Source organism: Hymenobacter sp. UYP22 (genome assembly GCF_040547285.1).
Classification (GTDB): domain Bacteria; phylum Bacteroidota; class Bacteroidia; order Cytophagales; family Hymenobacteraceae; genus Hymenobacter.
In genome coordinates, this window is record NZ_JBEPPK010000009.1 from 62,593 (window position 1) to 77,684 (window position 15,092).

General features: G+C 61.1%; 13 protein-coding genes and 1 pseudogene. 4 read left to right on the forward strand and 10 right to left on the reverse strand.

The window, feature by feature from the left end:
* Positions 1–283: 283 nt before the first annotated feature.
* Both ABIB60_RS14675 and ABIB60_RS14680 read left to right on the forward strand, forming a co-directional pair.
* Positions 284–3,220, forward strand: coding sequence for a PAS domain-containing sensor histidine kinase (locus tag ABIB60_RS14675; RefSeq protein WP_354580915.1), 2,937 nt, complete (start codon positions 284–286; stop codon positions 3,218–3,220).
* 15 nt (positions 3,221–3,235) lie between these two features.
* On the forward strand, positions 3,236–3,394 hold the full coding sequence (locus tag ABIB60_RS14680; protein ID WP_354580917.1) for a hypothetical protein: 159 nt from the start codon (positions 3,236–3,238) through the stop codon (positions 3,392–3,394).
* A gap of 417 nt (positions 3,395–3,811) precedes the next feature.
* Here the strand turns inward: ABIB60_RS14680 and ABIB60_RS14685 are convergent, their stop codons facing one another.
* The 6 genes from ABIB60_RS14685 to ABIB60_RS14710 all read right to left on the reverse strand — a co-directional run bounded on the left by ABIB60_RS14685 (position 3,812) and on the right by ABIB60_RS14710 (position 10,430).
* Complete coding sequence (locus ABIB60_RS14685; RefSeq protein WP_354580919.1) at positions 3,812–3,967, reverse strand: recombinase family protein; 156 nt, start codon at positions 3,965–3,967, stop codon at positions 3,812–3,814.
* A 354-nt stretch (positions 3,968–4,321) separates the two neighbouring features.
* Positions 4,322–5,767, reverse strand: a complete 1,446-nt coding sequence (locus tag ABIB60_RS14690; RefSeq protein ID WP_354580920.1) for a serine hydrolase domain-containing protein — start codon at positions 5,765–5,767, stop codon at positions 4,322–4,324.
* A gap of 749 nt (positions 5,768–6,516) precedes the next feature.
* The gene (locus ABIB60_RS14695; protein ID WP_354580922.1) at positions 6,517–7,134 is read right to left on the reverse strand and encodes a DDE-type integrase/transposase/recombinase; all 618 of its coding nucleotides are present in this window, start codon (positions 7,132–7,134) and stop codon (positions 6,517–6,519) included.
* 111 nt (positions 7,135–7,245) lie between these two features.
* Entirely contained in the window at positions 7,246–7,428 is a 183-nt protein-coding gene (locus ABIB60_RS14700; RefSeq protein ID WP_354580923.1) for a transposase, read from the reverse strand.
* A gap of 413 nt (positions 7,429–7,841) precedes the next feature.
* Complete coding sequence (locus tag ABIB60_RS14705; RefSeq protein WP_354580925.1) at positions 7,842–8,765, reverse strand: alpha/beta fold hydrolase; 924 nt, start codon at positions 8,763–8,765, stop codon at positions 7,842–7,844.
* Between the two features lie 726 nt (positions 8,766–9,491).
* On the reverse strand, positions 9,492–10,430 hold the full coding sequence (locus ABIB60_RS14710; RefSeq protein WP_354580926.1) for a replication initiation protein: 939 nt from the start codon (positions 10,428–10,430) through the stop codon (positions 9,492–9,494).
* Between the two features lie 1,198 nt (positions 10,431–11,628).
* On the opposite strand from ABIB60_RS14710, the gene ABIB60_RS14715 reads away from it, so the two are divergent.
* On the forward strand, positions 11,629–11,898 hold the full coding sequence (locus ABIB60_RS14715; protein ID WP_354580928.1) for a hypothetical protein: 270 nt from the start codon (positions 11,629–11,631) through the stop codon (positions 11,896–11,898).
* A 528-nt stretch (positions 11,899–12,426) separates the two neighbouring features.
* A complete protein-coding gene (locus ABIB60_RS14720; protein WP_354580930.1) occupies positions 12,427–12,663 on the forward strand; it encodes a hypothetical protein in 237 nt (78 codons plus the stop codon).
* A 112-nt stretch (positions 12,664–12,775) separates the two neighbouring features.
* Here the strand turns inward: ABIB60_RS14720 and ABIB60_RS14725 are convergent.
* From ABIB60_RS14725 to ABIB60_RS14745, 4 genes and pseudogenes are all read right to left on the reverse strand, one after another.
* A pseudogene (locus ABIB60_RS14725) lies at positions 12,776–12,919 on the reverse strand (Tn3 family transposase); the annotation flags it as partial.
* Between the two features lie 410 nt (positions 12,920–13,329).
* A complete protein-coding gene (locus ABIB60_RS14735) occupies positions 13,330–14,142 on the reverse strand; it encodes an alpha/beta hydrolase (RefSeq protein ID WP_354580931.1) in 813 nt (270 codons plus the stop codon).
* A gap of 64 nt (positions 14,143–14,206) precedes the next feature.
* Positions 14,207–14,701, reverse strand: coding sequence for a PaaI family thioesterase (locus ABIB60_RS14740; RefSeq protein ID WP_354580932.1), 495 nt, complete (start codon positions 14,699–14,701; stop codon positions 14,207–14,209).
* A 130-nt stretch (positions 14,702–14,831) separates the two neighbouring features.
* Positions 14,832–15,056 (reverse strand): hypothetical protein, encoded by a 225-nt coding sequence (locus ABIB60_RS14745; RefSeq protein WP_354580934.1) that lies wholly within the window; start codon positions 15,054–15,056, stop codon positions 14,832–14,834.
* Between the last annotated feature and the right edge of the window lie 36 nt (positions 15,057–15,092).

Genomic DNA, 15,092 nt, shown 5'->3' on the forward strand with positions numbered 1-15,092 from the left:
ATAATAGCTTCTACCGTTTCGGCGACCAAGGGCAATAACTTCTGATCAGGCGCCGGGAAGTAAGCATGATCGGGCTGATTCGGCCCGTTGCGCAGCTATTACCACTTCCGCGTGCCGAAGCACATTCGTACGCTAGTCATTTGCTTACCTTGTGCGTAAACACTGTGAGCGAGCCGCCGCAACCACTGTGACCTATTCTGATTTCACTAGCCCACCAGCTGCCCTTTTGCTACGGCGCTACTAAGATTTCCGGAAGGGCTGGTTGGAATTTATCTTCTCCTTGATGCCCACCACCCTGCCCCCGCCCGACCTTCTGCCCGTGTTTAACGCCCAGCCCGGCGCCACCCTGCTGCTCTCGCCGGAGTGGGTGATTGTGGGCGCCAGCGACGACTACCTGGCCGCGACCATGACCCAGCGGGAGGCCATTATCGGGCAGCACATCTTTGAGGCCTTTCCCGACAACCCGTTCACCCCCCAGGCCAACGCCGTAACCAACGTGCGCGCCTCGCTCACCCAGGTCATGGTCACTCGCCAGCCGCACGACATGGCCCCGCAGCACTACGACGTGCCTGACCGCGCCCGGCCCGGCCACTTCGTGGAGCGCCACTGGCTACCGCGTCACACGCCCGTGCTCGATGCGGCCGGGCAGGTGCGCTACATCATCCAGTCCGTGCAGGACATCACTGCCAGCCGCGTGGCGGCGCGCCTGCTGCGCGAAAGTCAGGCCAGCGAGCTGGCCGCCCGCGCCGAGGCCCAGCAGCACCGCCTCGACCTCCGGCACTTTCTGGAAGCGGCCCCGGTGGCCGTGGCCGTCTACCACGGGCCCCAGCACCGCGTGGAAGTGGCTAACGCTACCACGCTGGCCATCTGGGACCGCACCCTTGCCGACGTGCTCCACCGGCCGGTGTTCGAGGCCCTGCCCGAGGCCGCCACGCCCGACGTGGTGGCCTTGTTCGAGCGCGTGTTCACCACCGGCATCGCCCAGACGGCCTACGAGCAGCCCACCACCATCCACCGCCGGGGCCAGCCGGAGCAGGTGTACTGGAACACGGTATTTGAGCCCCAGCGCGGACCCGACGGCCGCGTCACCGGCATTTTTACCATTGGCACCGACGTGACCGAGCAGGTGCGCGCCCGTCAGCAGGCTGAGCAGTTGAACCGGGAACTGGAAGCCCGGGTGCGGGAGCGCACGCACGAGGCGGAGGCTGCCCGCGCCGAAGCCGAAGAGCAGCAGGGCCGGCTGCTGCGGCTTTTCGGCCAAGCGCCGGCTCATATCAACCTGTTCACCGGTCCCGACTTGGTGTGGACCCTGGTGCACCCCGACACCCAGCGTATGCTACCCCACCGCCAGCTTCTCGGCCTACCCCGCCGCCAGGCCTTGGCCGAGTTCCCGGACGACCAGCACGCGCTGTTTGAGCGCGTGTACCGCACGGGCCAGGGTGTGCACGCCCTGGAACAGCCCCACCGCCTCGACCTTCTCGGCGATGGGGTAGGGCACGAGGAGTTTTTCGACATCTCCCTTCAGCCCACCTACGACGCGAGTGGGCGCATCGAGGGCGTGATGAGCTTTGCCCTGAACGTAACCGAGCGGGTGCGGGCCCGGCAGCAGCGCGAAGCCCTGCAGGCCCAGGTGCTCGCCGCGGCCCAGCGGCAAGGGCAGCAGCGCGAAGCCCTGTTCCACATCCTGGCCGACACGCCCGCCGCGGTGGCCTTGCTGCGCGGACCCGAGTACCGGTTTGAGTACGTCAACACGGCCTACCAGCAGCTCTTTCCCGAGCGCCAGCTCACCGGCAAGCCGGTGGCCGAAGCCCTGCCCGAAACCGAGGAGGCGGGCTTTCTGGCCGAGCTTGACCGCGTGTACCGCACCGGTGAAACTTTCTTTGGGGTGGAGCTGCCCATGCGCGTCCAGCCCGAAGACGACCGCCCCGCCCAGCAGGTGTACTACACCTTCACCTACCAGGCCTACCGTGAAAACGGCCAGATTGCTGGCATCTCCATCTTCGCCTTTGACGTCACCGAGCAGGTGCAGGCCCGCGCGCAGGGCGAGGCGGAGCGTCAGCAATTGCACCGCCTCTTCATGGAGGCCCCGGCTCCCATCGTCATCCTGGCCGGGCCCGACCTGGTATTTCAGCTCGTCAACCCCGCCTACCAGCGGGCCTTTCCCGGCCGCGCCCTGCTCGGCAAGCCCGTGCTCGATGCCCTGCCCGAGTTGCGCGGCACTGCGCTGCAGGAGCCGCTGCGGACTGTATATAGCACGGGCGAAGCCTTTGTGGCCCGGGAAATGCCCCTGCAAATGGCCCGGCACGAAGGCGAACCCTTGCAAGAGCTGTATTTCACCTTTACCATTCAGGCCCGCCGGAACGCGCAGGGGCACATCGATGGCGTGCTCATGTTTGGCCACGAAGTCACCGACCAGGTCCAGGCGCGGCACGTGGTGGAGGAGGGCGGACAGCAGGCCCGGGCCCTGGTCCAGAAGCTGGAGGAGTCCAACCAGCAGCTGCTGCGCACGAACGTGGACCTGGACAACTTTATCTACACCGCTAGTCACGACCTCAAAGCGCCCATTTCCAACATCGAGGGCCTGCTCTCCCTGCTGCAGGAAGAACTGCCCGCTGAAGTAGCCCAGGATGCGGAAGTCGGCTCCACGCTTAGCCGCATGCTCGACGCGGTGGAACGCTTCAAGCGCACCATCGACCACCTCACGGAGGTAGCAAAGCTGCAAAAGGAACACACGCCCACCACTACCCTGGTCAACCTGGCGGCCGTGGTGGACGATGTGCGCCAGGACCTACAGCACCTGCTGCAGGCCGCCGGCGCCAAGCTCTTCGTCGACATATCGGCGCAGCCGCCGGTGCAGTTTTCCGCCAAGAATCTGCGCAGCATCGTCTATAACCTGCTCAGCAACGCCGTCAAATACCGCCACCCCGACCGCACCCCGCACGTGGATATGCGGGCGCACGTGCGCCCGGGCCATACCGTGCTGGAAGTGCACGACAATGGCCTGGGGCTTGACCCGGCCTACCTGCCGCGCCTCTTCACCATGTTCCAGCGCTTCCACGACCACGTTGAGGGCAGCGGCATCGGGCTCTACATGGTCAAGCGCATGGTGGAGAATGCCGGGGGGCGCATTGAGGTGCACTCCCAGCTTGGGGCCGGTACCACCTTTTTCGTCTTCCTGCCCCATACCGCCAGCCCGTCCGGGCAGGTGATCCCCGCCTAACTTTCATGGCCGCGATTGCCTGCACCCTGCCCGTCGACGACCAACTACCTTAACCAAGCCCTGCTTTGGCGCATGGCCGTCAGCGACATGGTGCTTAAGACCGGCAACGGTCAGCAGGCCCTCGAGCTGGTGCACGCCCACTACGCCCACCTGCTCATCCCTGAAGCTGCTTGACATAAAAATTCCGCCTCAAGAACGGCTTCGCGCTCCGGCAGGTCTATGCCCGGCGGCCCGCCCATGCCTCCCGGTAGTCATCATCATGCTCCCACTTTCCTCAACCCCCACGACGTAGCGCAGATGCTGGGCTTGCCCAAACCGGCTACCTAACCAAGGCCCTCACTGGCGACAAAATCAACTAGGTGCTACGCAAGCATTTCACCCAGCCCGAAGTGGGAAACTAAGGCTCGGTGCCCCGGTGTAAGTACAACCAATTAGCAGGACGGATGACCGTGTCAAAGGAGCCCTGGGTCGAATCAAAGCGGTAGACCTTATTTCCCCGGCCAATGTCCGGGAAGCTATCGAACGGCGACCGGCGTACTTTCTGGATGGTCACCCCGTCCCTTGATACCGGCGCTGAATGCCGCCCGAGGCCTAGTCGACATATTCTTCGACCACGACGAAGCCCCGGTGCTGAGCGTATTCGCGCAGCGGCCGCAGTTGCGTTTCCGGGCCCTGACCTTTGTCAAGGGTGGAGACGCGGGCGTTGAGGGCCACGCACTTGGGCTGGGCAGTCGGCATAACAGGCATCGGGGGTATTAAAAGGGAATACCTTAATGAGCCAATTATAAGGCCTGATAAGCCCCCACGACATTTATCGGTCCTTATCCAGAAACTAAGTCCGACTGTTGCCTTCACCAGCTCATGCTTCCGTACCATCCTGTTGTTGGTGATGCCTCGTGCCTCGTCGAAACACGCTTCTACTTCCGGCTCTGGCGCTCAACTGGTGTTTGCTCACGAGCCGGCCAGGTGCGGCGCCAGCTTCACCCACGCCCCATCACTCAATTCATCTCCGGTCAGACCCAGGCACGTAATGATAATTGTCCGTACGCCCTAGGGTTGGGTTCGCACCCGTGCGTAGGCCTGCTCGGGCCGCGGCCGAGCTTACTGCTTCTCCGCTTGCAGCTGCCGGACTACAGCTAGTGCATTTGTATTCGCCGGGTTGAAATTCAGCGACTTCTGGTAGGTGGACAAAGCCCGTTTTTTGTCGCCCCCCGCCAGGTAGGCTTCGCCCAGGCTGTCGAAGGCATTGGCGGAGTGGGGGTAGGCTTCGGTGTTCAACAGGAAGACTTCGGTGGCGTCGGCGAGTCGGTTCTGGCCTTTAAGGTAATAGCCGAGCGAGTTCAATTCGCCCTCGCTGAAATTGTAGTTGGTGCTGTCGGCCGACTGCTTCAGGCGCCAGTATGCCTGGCGCGCCGCGGGCATTCCCTGCTGCTCGGCCCGTTGGTAGAGCCACGTGCTGACGGATACCTTCGGCAGCGCGTAGGGCTTGCCTTCGAGGATGTTGGTGATACCATCGCGCAGCTCGAACATGATCGAGTGGCGCAAATTGCTCAGGTGAATGATGGTGTTGCGCGGGCCCAGGAACCGCTCGATGTCCGCGCGGTAGCCCCCGAAAGCGCCGTTGTGCGCGATGTGCTTGGCGCCGTTACGCTCGGTTATCCACCACCCAAAGCCGTAGCTCTTTTCGCCAAAGGGGTCGTCTTTGGTGCTGAGCGCCGAAGGGGTAAACGCTTCCGCCAGCGTCTCGGCTTTGATGAAGCGGGGATGGTACAGGGCTTGGTCCCACTTGTAGAGGTCTTCGACGGTGGAAATCATGGAGCCGTCGCCGCCCGTAAACACGTCGTAGTTGTTGCGCTTCCCGTACATATCGTAGCCGATAGCCCGTACCACGTTGCGGTTGGGTAGCTCGTCCACCTGGGTGTGCTTCATGCCCAAGGGCCGGAAAATGGTTTGGGTCAGAAAGCCATTCAGCGACTGGCCCGATACTTTTTCGATGACCATGCCCAGGAGCATATAGCCCCCGTTGCTGTACTCAAAACGCTGTCCGGGCTGAAAGTGCAGGGCTCCTTGCTGCTGTAGCAGTTTGAATACGTCCTGCTGGGTCATGTCCGGGAAGTCCGCGTAGCCCGTGACGCCGGAGGTATGCTGCAGCAGGTGCCGCAGCGTAACGGGCTGCATGCAGGCGGGCAGCCCGGGGAAAAACTGCCGGATGGGCTGGTCGTAGCTGAGCTTGCCCTGCTCCTTGAGAACCATAATTCCCATGGCCGTGAAGGGCTTGGTAATCGAGGCAATGTGCCCCTGGGTGCCGGGGGTAAAGGGCTTACCTAGCTCGCGGTTGGCCTGCCCGAATGCCTTTTTGTAAATGACGCGGCCGTGTTCGGCCACCAGGATAGCGCCGGTAAACTGTCCCCGGTTGTAGAGCGCCGTCATAAAGCTGTCGATCTTCTCACTTTTGTGTAGCCGCTTGGGTTGGCGGGCCGGGGCCTGCGCGCTGGCGCCGGTGCTGCTGACAAGCAGCGTGCAGACCACGAGCAGGTGGTGCAGCATGGTGGTAAACGGTCGGGTGAAACAGGCCATCGGGCAGGATTGAATAACTACAGGGATAGAATGCGAGCGTGGAAACTGACCACAACGGGAAAGGTTACCAACTTTTTTTTATTTAGTTGAATTAGTAACCAGGGCCAGCTTCGGTTGGGTGCAGTTAGACGGTTGTATAGGCAAACGTTGTAGTAGGTTTCTCCTAATGGAGTCTTCTCTGCTTCTCTTCCAGCGAGCGGTCACTAGGGCTAGCAACGCTACTCCCAGCGTCAGCACAGAAAGCCAAGTACTGGCTGCTATGGAAGGGGGGCAGCGCATACTGGTGACAATAGGCTACCATCAGTGGATACTGGATAAGCCATTGGTGCAGAAACAACGGCCGTAATTCCGTCTTTTTTCCTGAGGGTAGTGCTCGCGGGCCAGTGAGTCCCGTATCACGGCAAGTTCCAGTGGCATTACCAGCAAATAGGGCTCAGTTAGGTTGCCGGAGAACGAACGATACTCCAGTTCGGGCATGGTAGCTACCGCCTTCATGGTTGTAGAGAAGATCCAGCCGCCTCCTCACCTTCACGGGCGGATCTGGCAATTGCTCTGCGAGATCCGCCCGTGAAGGCGAGGAGGCGGCACGTGGCCTTTGAACTCATCGAGCAGTTGTACCTCAAAGGTGAAATCGGTGGGGAGAGTACCTGCCCGAGAAAGGCGTGGGTATTGCGTCACAGCGCCTCTTGCTTCTTAGGATAGGTCCAGCCGCCACTCGTTCACCAACTGGCGCACATGAGCCAGCGAGCGAAACAGGTGGGCGTCGAGCAGTTCGCGGCGAAACGAGCGTTGAAGCGCTCGATGTGGGCAATCTGCGTCGGCTTGTCGGGTTGAATCCAGTGCAGGACGATACCCTGCTGCTCACACCACTCACTGAGTTTGGCGCTGATATATTCAGGCCCGTTGTCGGTGCGCAGCTGCAGGGGGCGGCCATGGCACTCAGCTAAGCGCGTGAGCACTTGCCCGACGCGACTGGCTGGCAAGGAGAAGTCAATTTCTACGCCCAGCAGTTCGCGGTTGCAATCGTCGAGTACGATGAGCGGGCGAAACCGGCGGCCAGCGGTCAATACGTCGCTCGTAAAGTCGAGCGACCAGCACCCGTTGGCGGCCTCGGGCCCCGCTAAGGGCTGTTTGACGCGGGCAGGCAGGAGCTTTTTTAAGCGCTGAGGCCGGTTTAGCCCCAGGGCTCGATAGATGGGCAGCGTGCGTTTGTGATTGATGAGCCGCCCGTTTTTGCGCAACCGATGGTGCAGCTTCCAAAAGTCCCAGCCCGGGTGCCGCCCACTTAATGCCCGAAGGGCCTGCTGCACGGGCTCATCGTTTCGCCCCTGCGCCACAGGATGTATAGCTACCGGGCGCCAGCCCCACCAGGGCCCGCGCCCGGCGCTGACTCCAGCCCTTACTCACTAAGCCCTGCGGCGCTGCCTGGTGCCGCGCCGCAGGGCTGGCTACTTTTTTTGCAGGATCTCCTTGATAGCCTGGTTTTCTACGCTCAGGTCGGCAAACATTTGCTTGAGCTTGCGATTCTCTTCTTCCAAGGGTTTGAGCCGGATGAGCTCGGCCACGCTGGCCCCGGCATACTTGCTTTTCCAGGCGTAAAATGTGGCCTTGCTCAAGCCATGTTCGCGCACAATCTTCGCGCACAATCTGAGCGACCGTCTGCCCGCTGGCTGGCTGTTGGAGAATGGCTACAATCTGAGCCTCGCTGAATCGTCCCTTTTCTCAGTCGTCAGGTAGTGAAAGTTACGCCTTTCTCTACTCATTACTGACGCTCGATTTGGGGAAGTGTACAGCTGCGGGCCGACCCGCCCCAGGCTGCCACAATGCGCTTGCGAGTGCCAGCCACTCATAGCAGCCCGGCCAGCGTAGGAGCGCGGTGAATCCGGGGCGGGGTAGTGAGCGGTTCGGTGAAAGCAACGGTGGGGCCGGGCTCTTTCGACAGTGAAAGAAGATCAAAAAGGCACAGGATAAAGTGCATAAGCTAGTCTGTTTACGTAGGCGGCGGCAGCTCTTCCCAATGGGCGTATTCGACCTTTCCAGTCGGTCAGCGCCGACGGCCGCGCAGCAGCCAGAGCGCGCCGGCGACGGCCAGTAGCCCCGCGGCAACAGCCGCTCCCAGCATTGCGGGGGTCTTCGCCGGCCGCTGGTCGGCCCCGGCAATGTCCTCGTCGCGGAACGGCTGCCGGGACACGGCTGCCAGAATCAGGCGCACGGTTTCGGCCGGCTGGTCCCACTGGGGAAAGTGCCCACTGCCGGCAAACCAGTGCAGGCGGGCATCGGGAAATAAGGCTAGGGCCCGCGGCGCCTGGCCGGGCAGGCACACCCGGTCGTGCCGCCCCCAGCCAATGACCAGGGGGGCCGGCAGACTGCCCTTTGCGGCGCCCTGCTGTACCTGGCCGTGCGCCAGCGCATCCAGTAGTTCCGCAAAGACGGGCGTGTGGGCCAGGGTGTGCATTTCTTCCTGCGCCAGCTGCGCATCCACGGCCCAGGGCCGGGCCGAAAACTGGGGCAGCAGCGCCGTGCGCCCCGCCGCCGAGTGCATGAGCGCGGGCATCACCGGCTGCAGGGCCGTCACCAGCTTTTGCGACAGGGCCACGGAATGGTAGAAGAACGGCACTTCCCAGCCTTGCCAGAACCCGCCCGGGTCCAGCGACACCACGGCGCCCAGCACCCCGCCGCGCCGGGCCAGTTCCAGCACCAGCCGGGCCCCCATGGAGCTACCCACCGCGTCGATGCCCAGCAGGCCCTGCTCGGCCAGAAAGGCCGTCAGCGCATCAGCCAGCGTGCCGATGGTGTGGGGCCCCGCCAGCGGCGGCGACGCCCCGTGCCCGGGCAAGTCCACGGCAATAACCTCATGTTCGGCCGCCAGGGCATCGAGAATCGTGCTCCAGGAGCGGCAGCTGCCGCCAATGCCGTGAACCAGGAGTAGGGGGGAGCCGGAACCCCGTCGGATAAAGTGAAGTGCCATAGTAGAAGAGAACAAGCCGCCCGGCCACCATACGGGCCGCCAAGCTGAAACGTGAAGGGCCACCGAACGGCCCAGATCGCAAAAGCTGAATCAACGGCCCGGCCCCGGACAGGGTTGGCCAGCCCGGATATAAGACCTGCAGGAACTCGGAGCCGTTTATGAGGGTCGACAAGGAATACCCTGGCTCAGTCGGCACGGGCGGAAAAGTGTACGTTCTCCGTTGAAAAGCAGCTGATTCCCTACAGCAATGCCACATATCCAACAACCACCTACCGGACCTTTATCGGTTACTCCGTCGGCGGGCTGACGGTTGTCAACGTACTGATTTCGAACCGGTCTTGCGTGCTTAACTGCGCCGGCTGCTGGAGCAGTCCCGTCAGCAAGGGGGAGAACCGGGCTGGCCAGCCCACGGGTGGGGCCAGGTGGCAAGCCCGGCCAAAATGAAAAATAATTTCCGCATAACCATCCGGGGCACTTCAACACGCGTGAGTTGCTGGCCGAAGTCGGAGCAGCCATATCAAAAGTACTGGATGAGCTCCCCTAACGCGGCTGGCGGCTCAATTTCTTGGTGGTGCATCGTGGTACAAGAGCCAAGGTACAAGAGCCAATCATCTGGGGGCGCTGCAGAGCTGCTTATCCGGCGTTAGTTCACGTGCGCTGGTGCGGCAAGGGTGCAAGCCAGCTCGCCATACCGCCTACCTGCAGCCTAGCGCTACCCGCAAGGGCTTAGCGCAGACCTACCATCTTCAAAAATAACCCCCCCGGGTTCTTGTCCGCTTTTACTTTGCCGGTTTTGTGCTTGTAGGTAAACGAGAACAGGGCATTCAGCTTCTTGGCGTCCCCGAGAATCTGGCTAATGAGCTTGGGGTCGCGGATTTCCAGCTCCTCCAGGTTCTGCAAGGCCCGCCGCTGCTTTTCCTCCTCAGCCCCGTCCTCGAAGGGAATCGGTAGTTGCTGGGGCACCTGGGCGTTAACAAAGAAGCGAATACTGTGGAAGGAGCGCCCTTTTTTGAGGAGCTCATAGGTAATGCGTAGGTCAGTATGCTCGTTGATTTGGGTGGTGGCCACATCCAGGACGTACTTCTGCAGGGCAGAAATCTTCTCGTACTGCTCCGACTCCTGGCCCTTCGGGTCCTTGAGGGAGAGCATGATCTTAAACTCATCCAGGGTAAAAGTCTTGGTTTCGCCGATGTCCTTCCACTGCGAGGCAATCTGGTAAATACGCTTGGCGTACTTGCTCGACAGACTGAACACGGACTGCAGGCGGTAGGAGGTGAAGTTGTTCTTTAAATCAATCAGGTAGCGCCGCATCCGCTCGGAGATCTCCAACTCAATAATGCCCTCCCCCTTGATGTACAGGGCCGAGGCGAGCAGACCCACCTGCAGCACGTGCTTGTTGTCCTCAATGTGATACTCCCGGCTGCGCAGGTTGGAAGTCGCCTCCAGCAGGCGCTGATAATTCCAGGCCCGCCCCGTGAGCTGCTCGAGCTCCTTCACCCGGATGCGGTAGATGGTACCGGGTTTGTCTTCCTTGCGCAGTACTGAAAGCAGGGAGAAGACAATGTCCATCTCGCAGGCGCTCATCTCGTAGCGGGCAGTCGTAATGGCGTTATGCTGCCGAATTTCCAAGTAGGTAGCGTCGGCAGCCGGGGCAGGGGAGGACATAGCGGGACAGGGATAGCAGGGAGGTCAAGTAACCCAAGGTACGAATAACTATAAACTGAAGGTAAGGCTTTCTTAATTTTCTATCCTTTCGCTTACAATCTCTATCCCTTCCACTTACGATCTCTATCCTTTCACTTACCATTTCTATCCTTTCGCTTACAAAAGCTATCCTTTCCACTTACCATTTCTATCCTTTTGCTTACCATTTCTATCCTTTGTGAGGTGCAATACCCAAATAATCAGCCAGTTATGAGCCCTGCAAATAGAGTAAATACTTGACAAATAAAAAAAGCACACAAATTTGTTGATGTTCACTTTCCGAAAAGCTGGTAAAAGGTACAAAACGAGGGAACGGGACAAGAAACAACAATCCTCAAAAGCACGTTTTAGCACAAAACGGGATTGCACTTTTATAATATTTATTTGTACTATTTAATGCTATAGGTTGAAGGGTCCCGGTACACACCTCCCCTGAATTGGTATATAAATAGTCTAAAGACCTTGCTTATCTTGGTTTTACGCCTTACCGCGTTATCCTCCCCGACTAATCGACCACCCCACAGCCGTCTAGTAGAATAATCAGATACTACCGTGCGCAGGCACTTTCCTGGCCGACGGCCGCGAAAGGATAGAAATGGTAAGCCAAAATGGAGCCGCAAGCGCGAAAGGATAGAAATGGTAAGCGTTTACAGCCACCAGAGCGGCTTTTCGGCCCTACATCCAGGCAGAACGGGTTAACTAGCGGGCTAGTGGCTTACCATTTCTATCCTTTCGCTACCTGGTGGTGAACGGGCCAACTACCCACAAACAAGCTCCTTGGGCTGCACACTGGGCTTACACCCTAGTAATTCCTTTCCTCGTAGCTACTGCAGGCTACCGCGGGCCTGGCTTATAGCTGTAGGGGTAGCAGCTGGCCGGCTGGCTTACCATTTCTATCCTTTCGCACCGCCAGACCCACATCTGCCTGAACGGCCCAGTCCGTGACAACCGCTGCAGCGGCTATGCCCCGCCGACCAGCCCTGGCGCCTGATTACTGGTTCTGCTTGCTAGTGCTGGCTAGTGCTGGCCAGCTTACCGTTGAGCCAGGAGGCTCCCTAGCCACCGGGGCAAATAAGTAAATCTTCCACCAGGAGCAGGCCGTAATGCTGCTGAAATTGCAGGGATTACTCTACCCCGTGACAGCTAGTGCTACTGAAGAATGCCCAAGAAATTGCCCTTCGACACCATAGCCGAGTTTATTCATTCCCTGGGGGAGCGCGGTAAAACGGCCAAGGCCCTTGACATCAACCCCCGTACCCTGACTACCCGGTTACGGAACCCGGCCACCTTCACGGTAGCCGAACTGCTACGCGTAGCCGCGTACGGGCACACCGACCTGCTCACGGTAACAAGGCTAGCGGAGCGCCAGATAAAAAACCCGATTACGCCCCCCCCACCGACGTTAGGTCGGCCAACTCGTCAGCCCTAGCCACCAGGAGCATCCTACCCTAGGTGCAGCTCCTACCGGCAGTCGGCTGATGCTCGGTCAACTAACTGAGTTGCCGTTACGGGGCCACTTCTTATGCTACTACTTAGCCAGCTGTTTGATAGCCCACTTTTTCGACTGGCCCACGTATGTACTGCGCTACCCGCCGCCTATCACCCACCGTATGCAGGAGCTGCTAGATGGTGGCGGGCATCGTGACAAGCTACTTATCCCAATCTTTACAATGACAGATGAGCGCCGCAAACTGAGCGAGTGGTTTACTGCAATCTTACTGGTGGTAAGTGGAGCGGCTGCCGTTTTCGTGCACTGGTTGCACCCTGGGTGGCCGTGGCCGGTGCTGCCACTTACTCCTGTTATCGGTATATAATGCCCATCCGCTACGAAATTAATCATCGTCGAGAGCCTGAAAAACCAGGAAAATCATACGGAACGACGACAGCAACCCGGGCTGGTGGAGGCCTAAGCCGTAAGCCGTTCTTGTTTTCCCTTTTGATCCTTAGCCTAGCCTACATGGAAGTATTCTTTGACAGTCCCGGTCCCGGCTCGCACGCCACCAGCATTACCGTAACGGGTGCCAGCAGTATGGATGAAGCACTTCGTGCAGCTCAAAACCGCATCTACGCTGAGTATGGTACGGACCGCTACGAAGTCATCATTACGCCCCCCAGCGGAGCTCCCGCCGAGGCAGACCGCTACGAAATGAGCGTGAGCATTACCGATTCCCAGACCGACAACGAGGCCAGCTAGCTGTTCGGTTGGCACTAGGGCCTCCGCCCCGGATTTCAGTAAGTAGTCCAACCTTGCTTCATCCACCAGGCTGTGCTTGATAAGCCCCTACGTCATCAGGCGCAGAGTACTCCAGGGCCCGCTGCAAGTAGCGCGTGTTCCACAATACTAGCGCGTTGCCTACTAACCCGAGCGCGCCGAGCTGGTCTTCCATGCCATCGCGGTAGCGCTGGCGTAGTTCGCTTTTCTTACCATGAAACACCACCCGGGCGACGGCGCGGCCCGCGTGCACCGTGCGCCCGGGCACCACAAAGCGCAGGCCGTCGGCCGCCGCCACCTCCCCGCCGCCCCAGACTTGCGCCTGTGCTTCCACCTCCCGGATGTTGGCCGCCGTCAGGGTTTCCGCCCGCAGGTAGTGCTACTGCACCCACAGCAAGCACGCCGGCGTCAGGGCCGGCACATCAGCCCGAGCGACGGTTTTCAGGCCCAGGTTGCGGGCCTGCGCCGGCAGCCACCAACGCTGGCGCGGAGGCGCGGGTGGGGGCGTGCACCGGGTGGCTGAGATCCGTACGCCGTTCGCCTCGCGCGGCGGTCAGCAGCGCTTCCTTCGAGAAGCCCCTGGGCCGATCCCAGAGGCAAGTGGGTTGACGATGAGCCCCCCTTGGACGGTTGGGGCATACACCTTCATTATACGCACCGGCTGAGCGGCGGCGGCTCCAGGCTGGCCACCCAGTCCAGTACCAGGGCCGCGTCCTCCCGCCACGTAGGCTGGCCTAGCAGGGCGTGGTTACGGCCGGGCAGCTCCTGATACGCCCGGATGGAGCCAGCGTGCCGGTAGCGCCGGTAGTTGGCCCGGTTGAGCACGGCGGGCATCAGGCGGTCATTACCGCCCGCCAGAAACAGCAACGGCGCGTGCGGACGGTTAAAATCGATGTGGGCCTGCAGGCTGAGCACGTCGCGGATTACTTGCTTGGATTCCGGGGCCAGCAGGTGCTCGTAGGTATGCTGCTGGGCGGCCAGCGGTAGGCCGTTGGCGATGTAGCGCTGCCACTGCGCGAAGGTGGGCAGGAAAGTGGTCCTCACCGAGGAAAACAGTCCCAGCATGGGCAGCACGGCCCGCACCATCGGCCAGCTCCACGCCACCACGCCCAGCGGCGGGGCCGACTCAATGGCCACAGCCGCCGCGACCAGGTCTTGCTGCAGCAGCAGCTGCACCAGTAGGCCGCCGTAGGAATGCCCGATGACGATGGGCCTTACCGGCAGCTGGCGGATGAACTCCGCGTATACCCGCAGCACATCGGCCAGGCCGCTTTGGGCAATGGGCGAGTGCGGGTGCTGGCGACGCAACTCCGCCGCCGGGGCAGCTTTGTGGGGCCAGGCGGGAGCGTAGCAGGTATAGCCCTGCGCCTCGAAAAACTGCTTCCACTCGTCCCAGCAGGCGGTGGTTACGAAGGCTCCCGTGATGAAGACGATAGGAGGTGCTGCGGCCGCTACGGGCATAATATCAGGGAATGGTAACGCCTTAACTGGCGCGCTTATGCCAATGTGCAAGGGGCCCTGCGCCCTACGGCCGCAGCAGAAGGCAGGTGGTGGTGGCGTGGGCGTAGAGCTTGCCGGCGGCATCGGTGATGCGGCCCTCGGCCGTGGCCACCTGCCGCCCGCTCGACAGCACCAGTCCCTCACAACTCACGAGCCCCGTAGTCGCCGTGAGGGGCCGTACGAAGTTAACTTTCAACTCCAGCGTGGTGTAGCCGACACCGGCCGGTAGTGTGGTGTGTACGGCGCAGCCCATGGCCGAGTCGAGCAGGGCCGCAAATACGCCGCCGTGCACCGAGCCGATGGGGTTGTAGTGGTATTCCTGCGGCTCCAGGTAAAACGTCACCTTGCCGGGCTCCACAGTGGGCGGCAGGTGATCGAAGCCGAGCGTGTGCATCAAGGGCGGCAGCGGGTACTCGCCCCGGCTCATGGCGGCCAGGTAGTCGCTCCCGCTCAGGTTGCGGGCGGCCTGGGCACCGACCAGTGGGTCGTGCCACGAAAACGTGCGGGTGCGGGAAGTCATAGGCGGTAGGGGGTAAGAAAACGGATGAGCTAGTAAGGTACCGCTTACGCGGCGGCCTCGCCCCGCTGGTCCGCGACGTAGTCATGTAGCATCTATCTTGGCAAAAGGGGGAGAAGTGGCCGCGGACCGGCTACGCGGGTTGCGCTGGCATGACCGTCACCTGCACGGGGTTGCTGCGTAGCTCACATACTTCCAGCCAGCTTAGCTCGCCCGCTACGTAGCGGTGGTGCAAATCATCCGCGTGAGCCGGCAGCTTGAGGTGTAGTTGGGCGAAGTAGTCCAGCATGCGTTCCACAATGGCCTGGCGCTGGGCGACGGTTTGGGCGTACGGTCCGAACTTGGGGATGTTAAGCATAGCGAAGGGTGAAGAATAGGGCCTAGCCACGTGCCG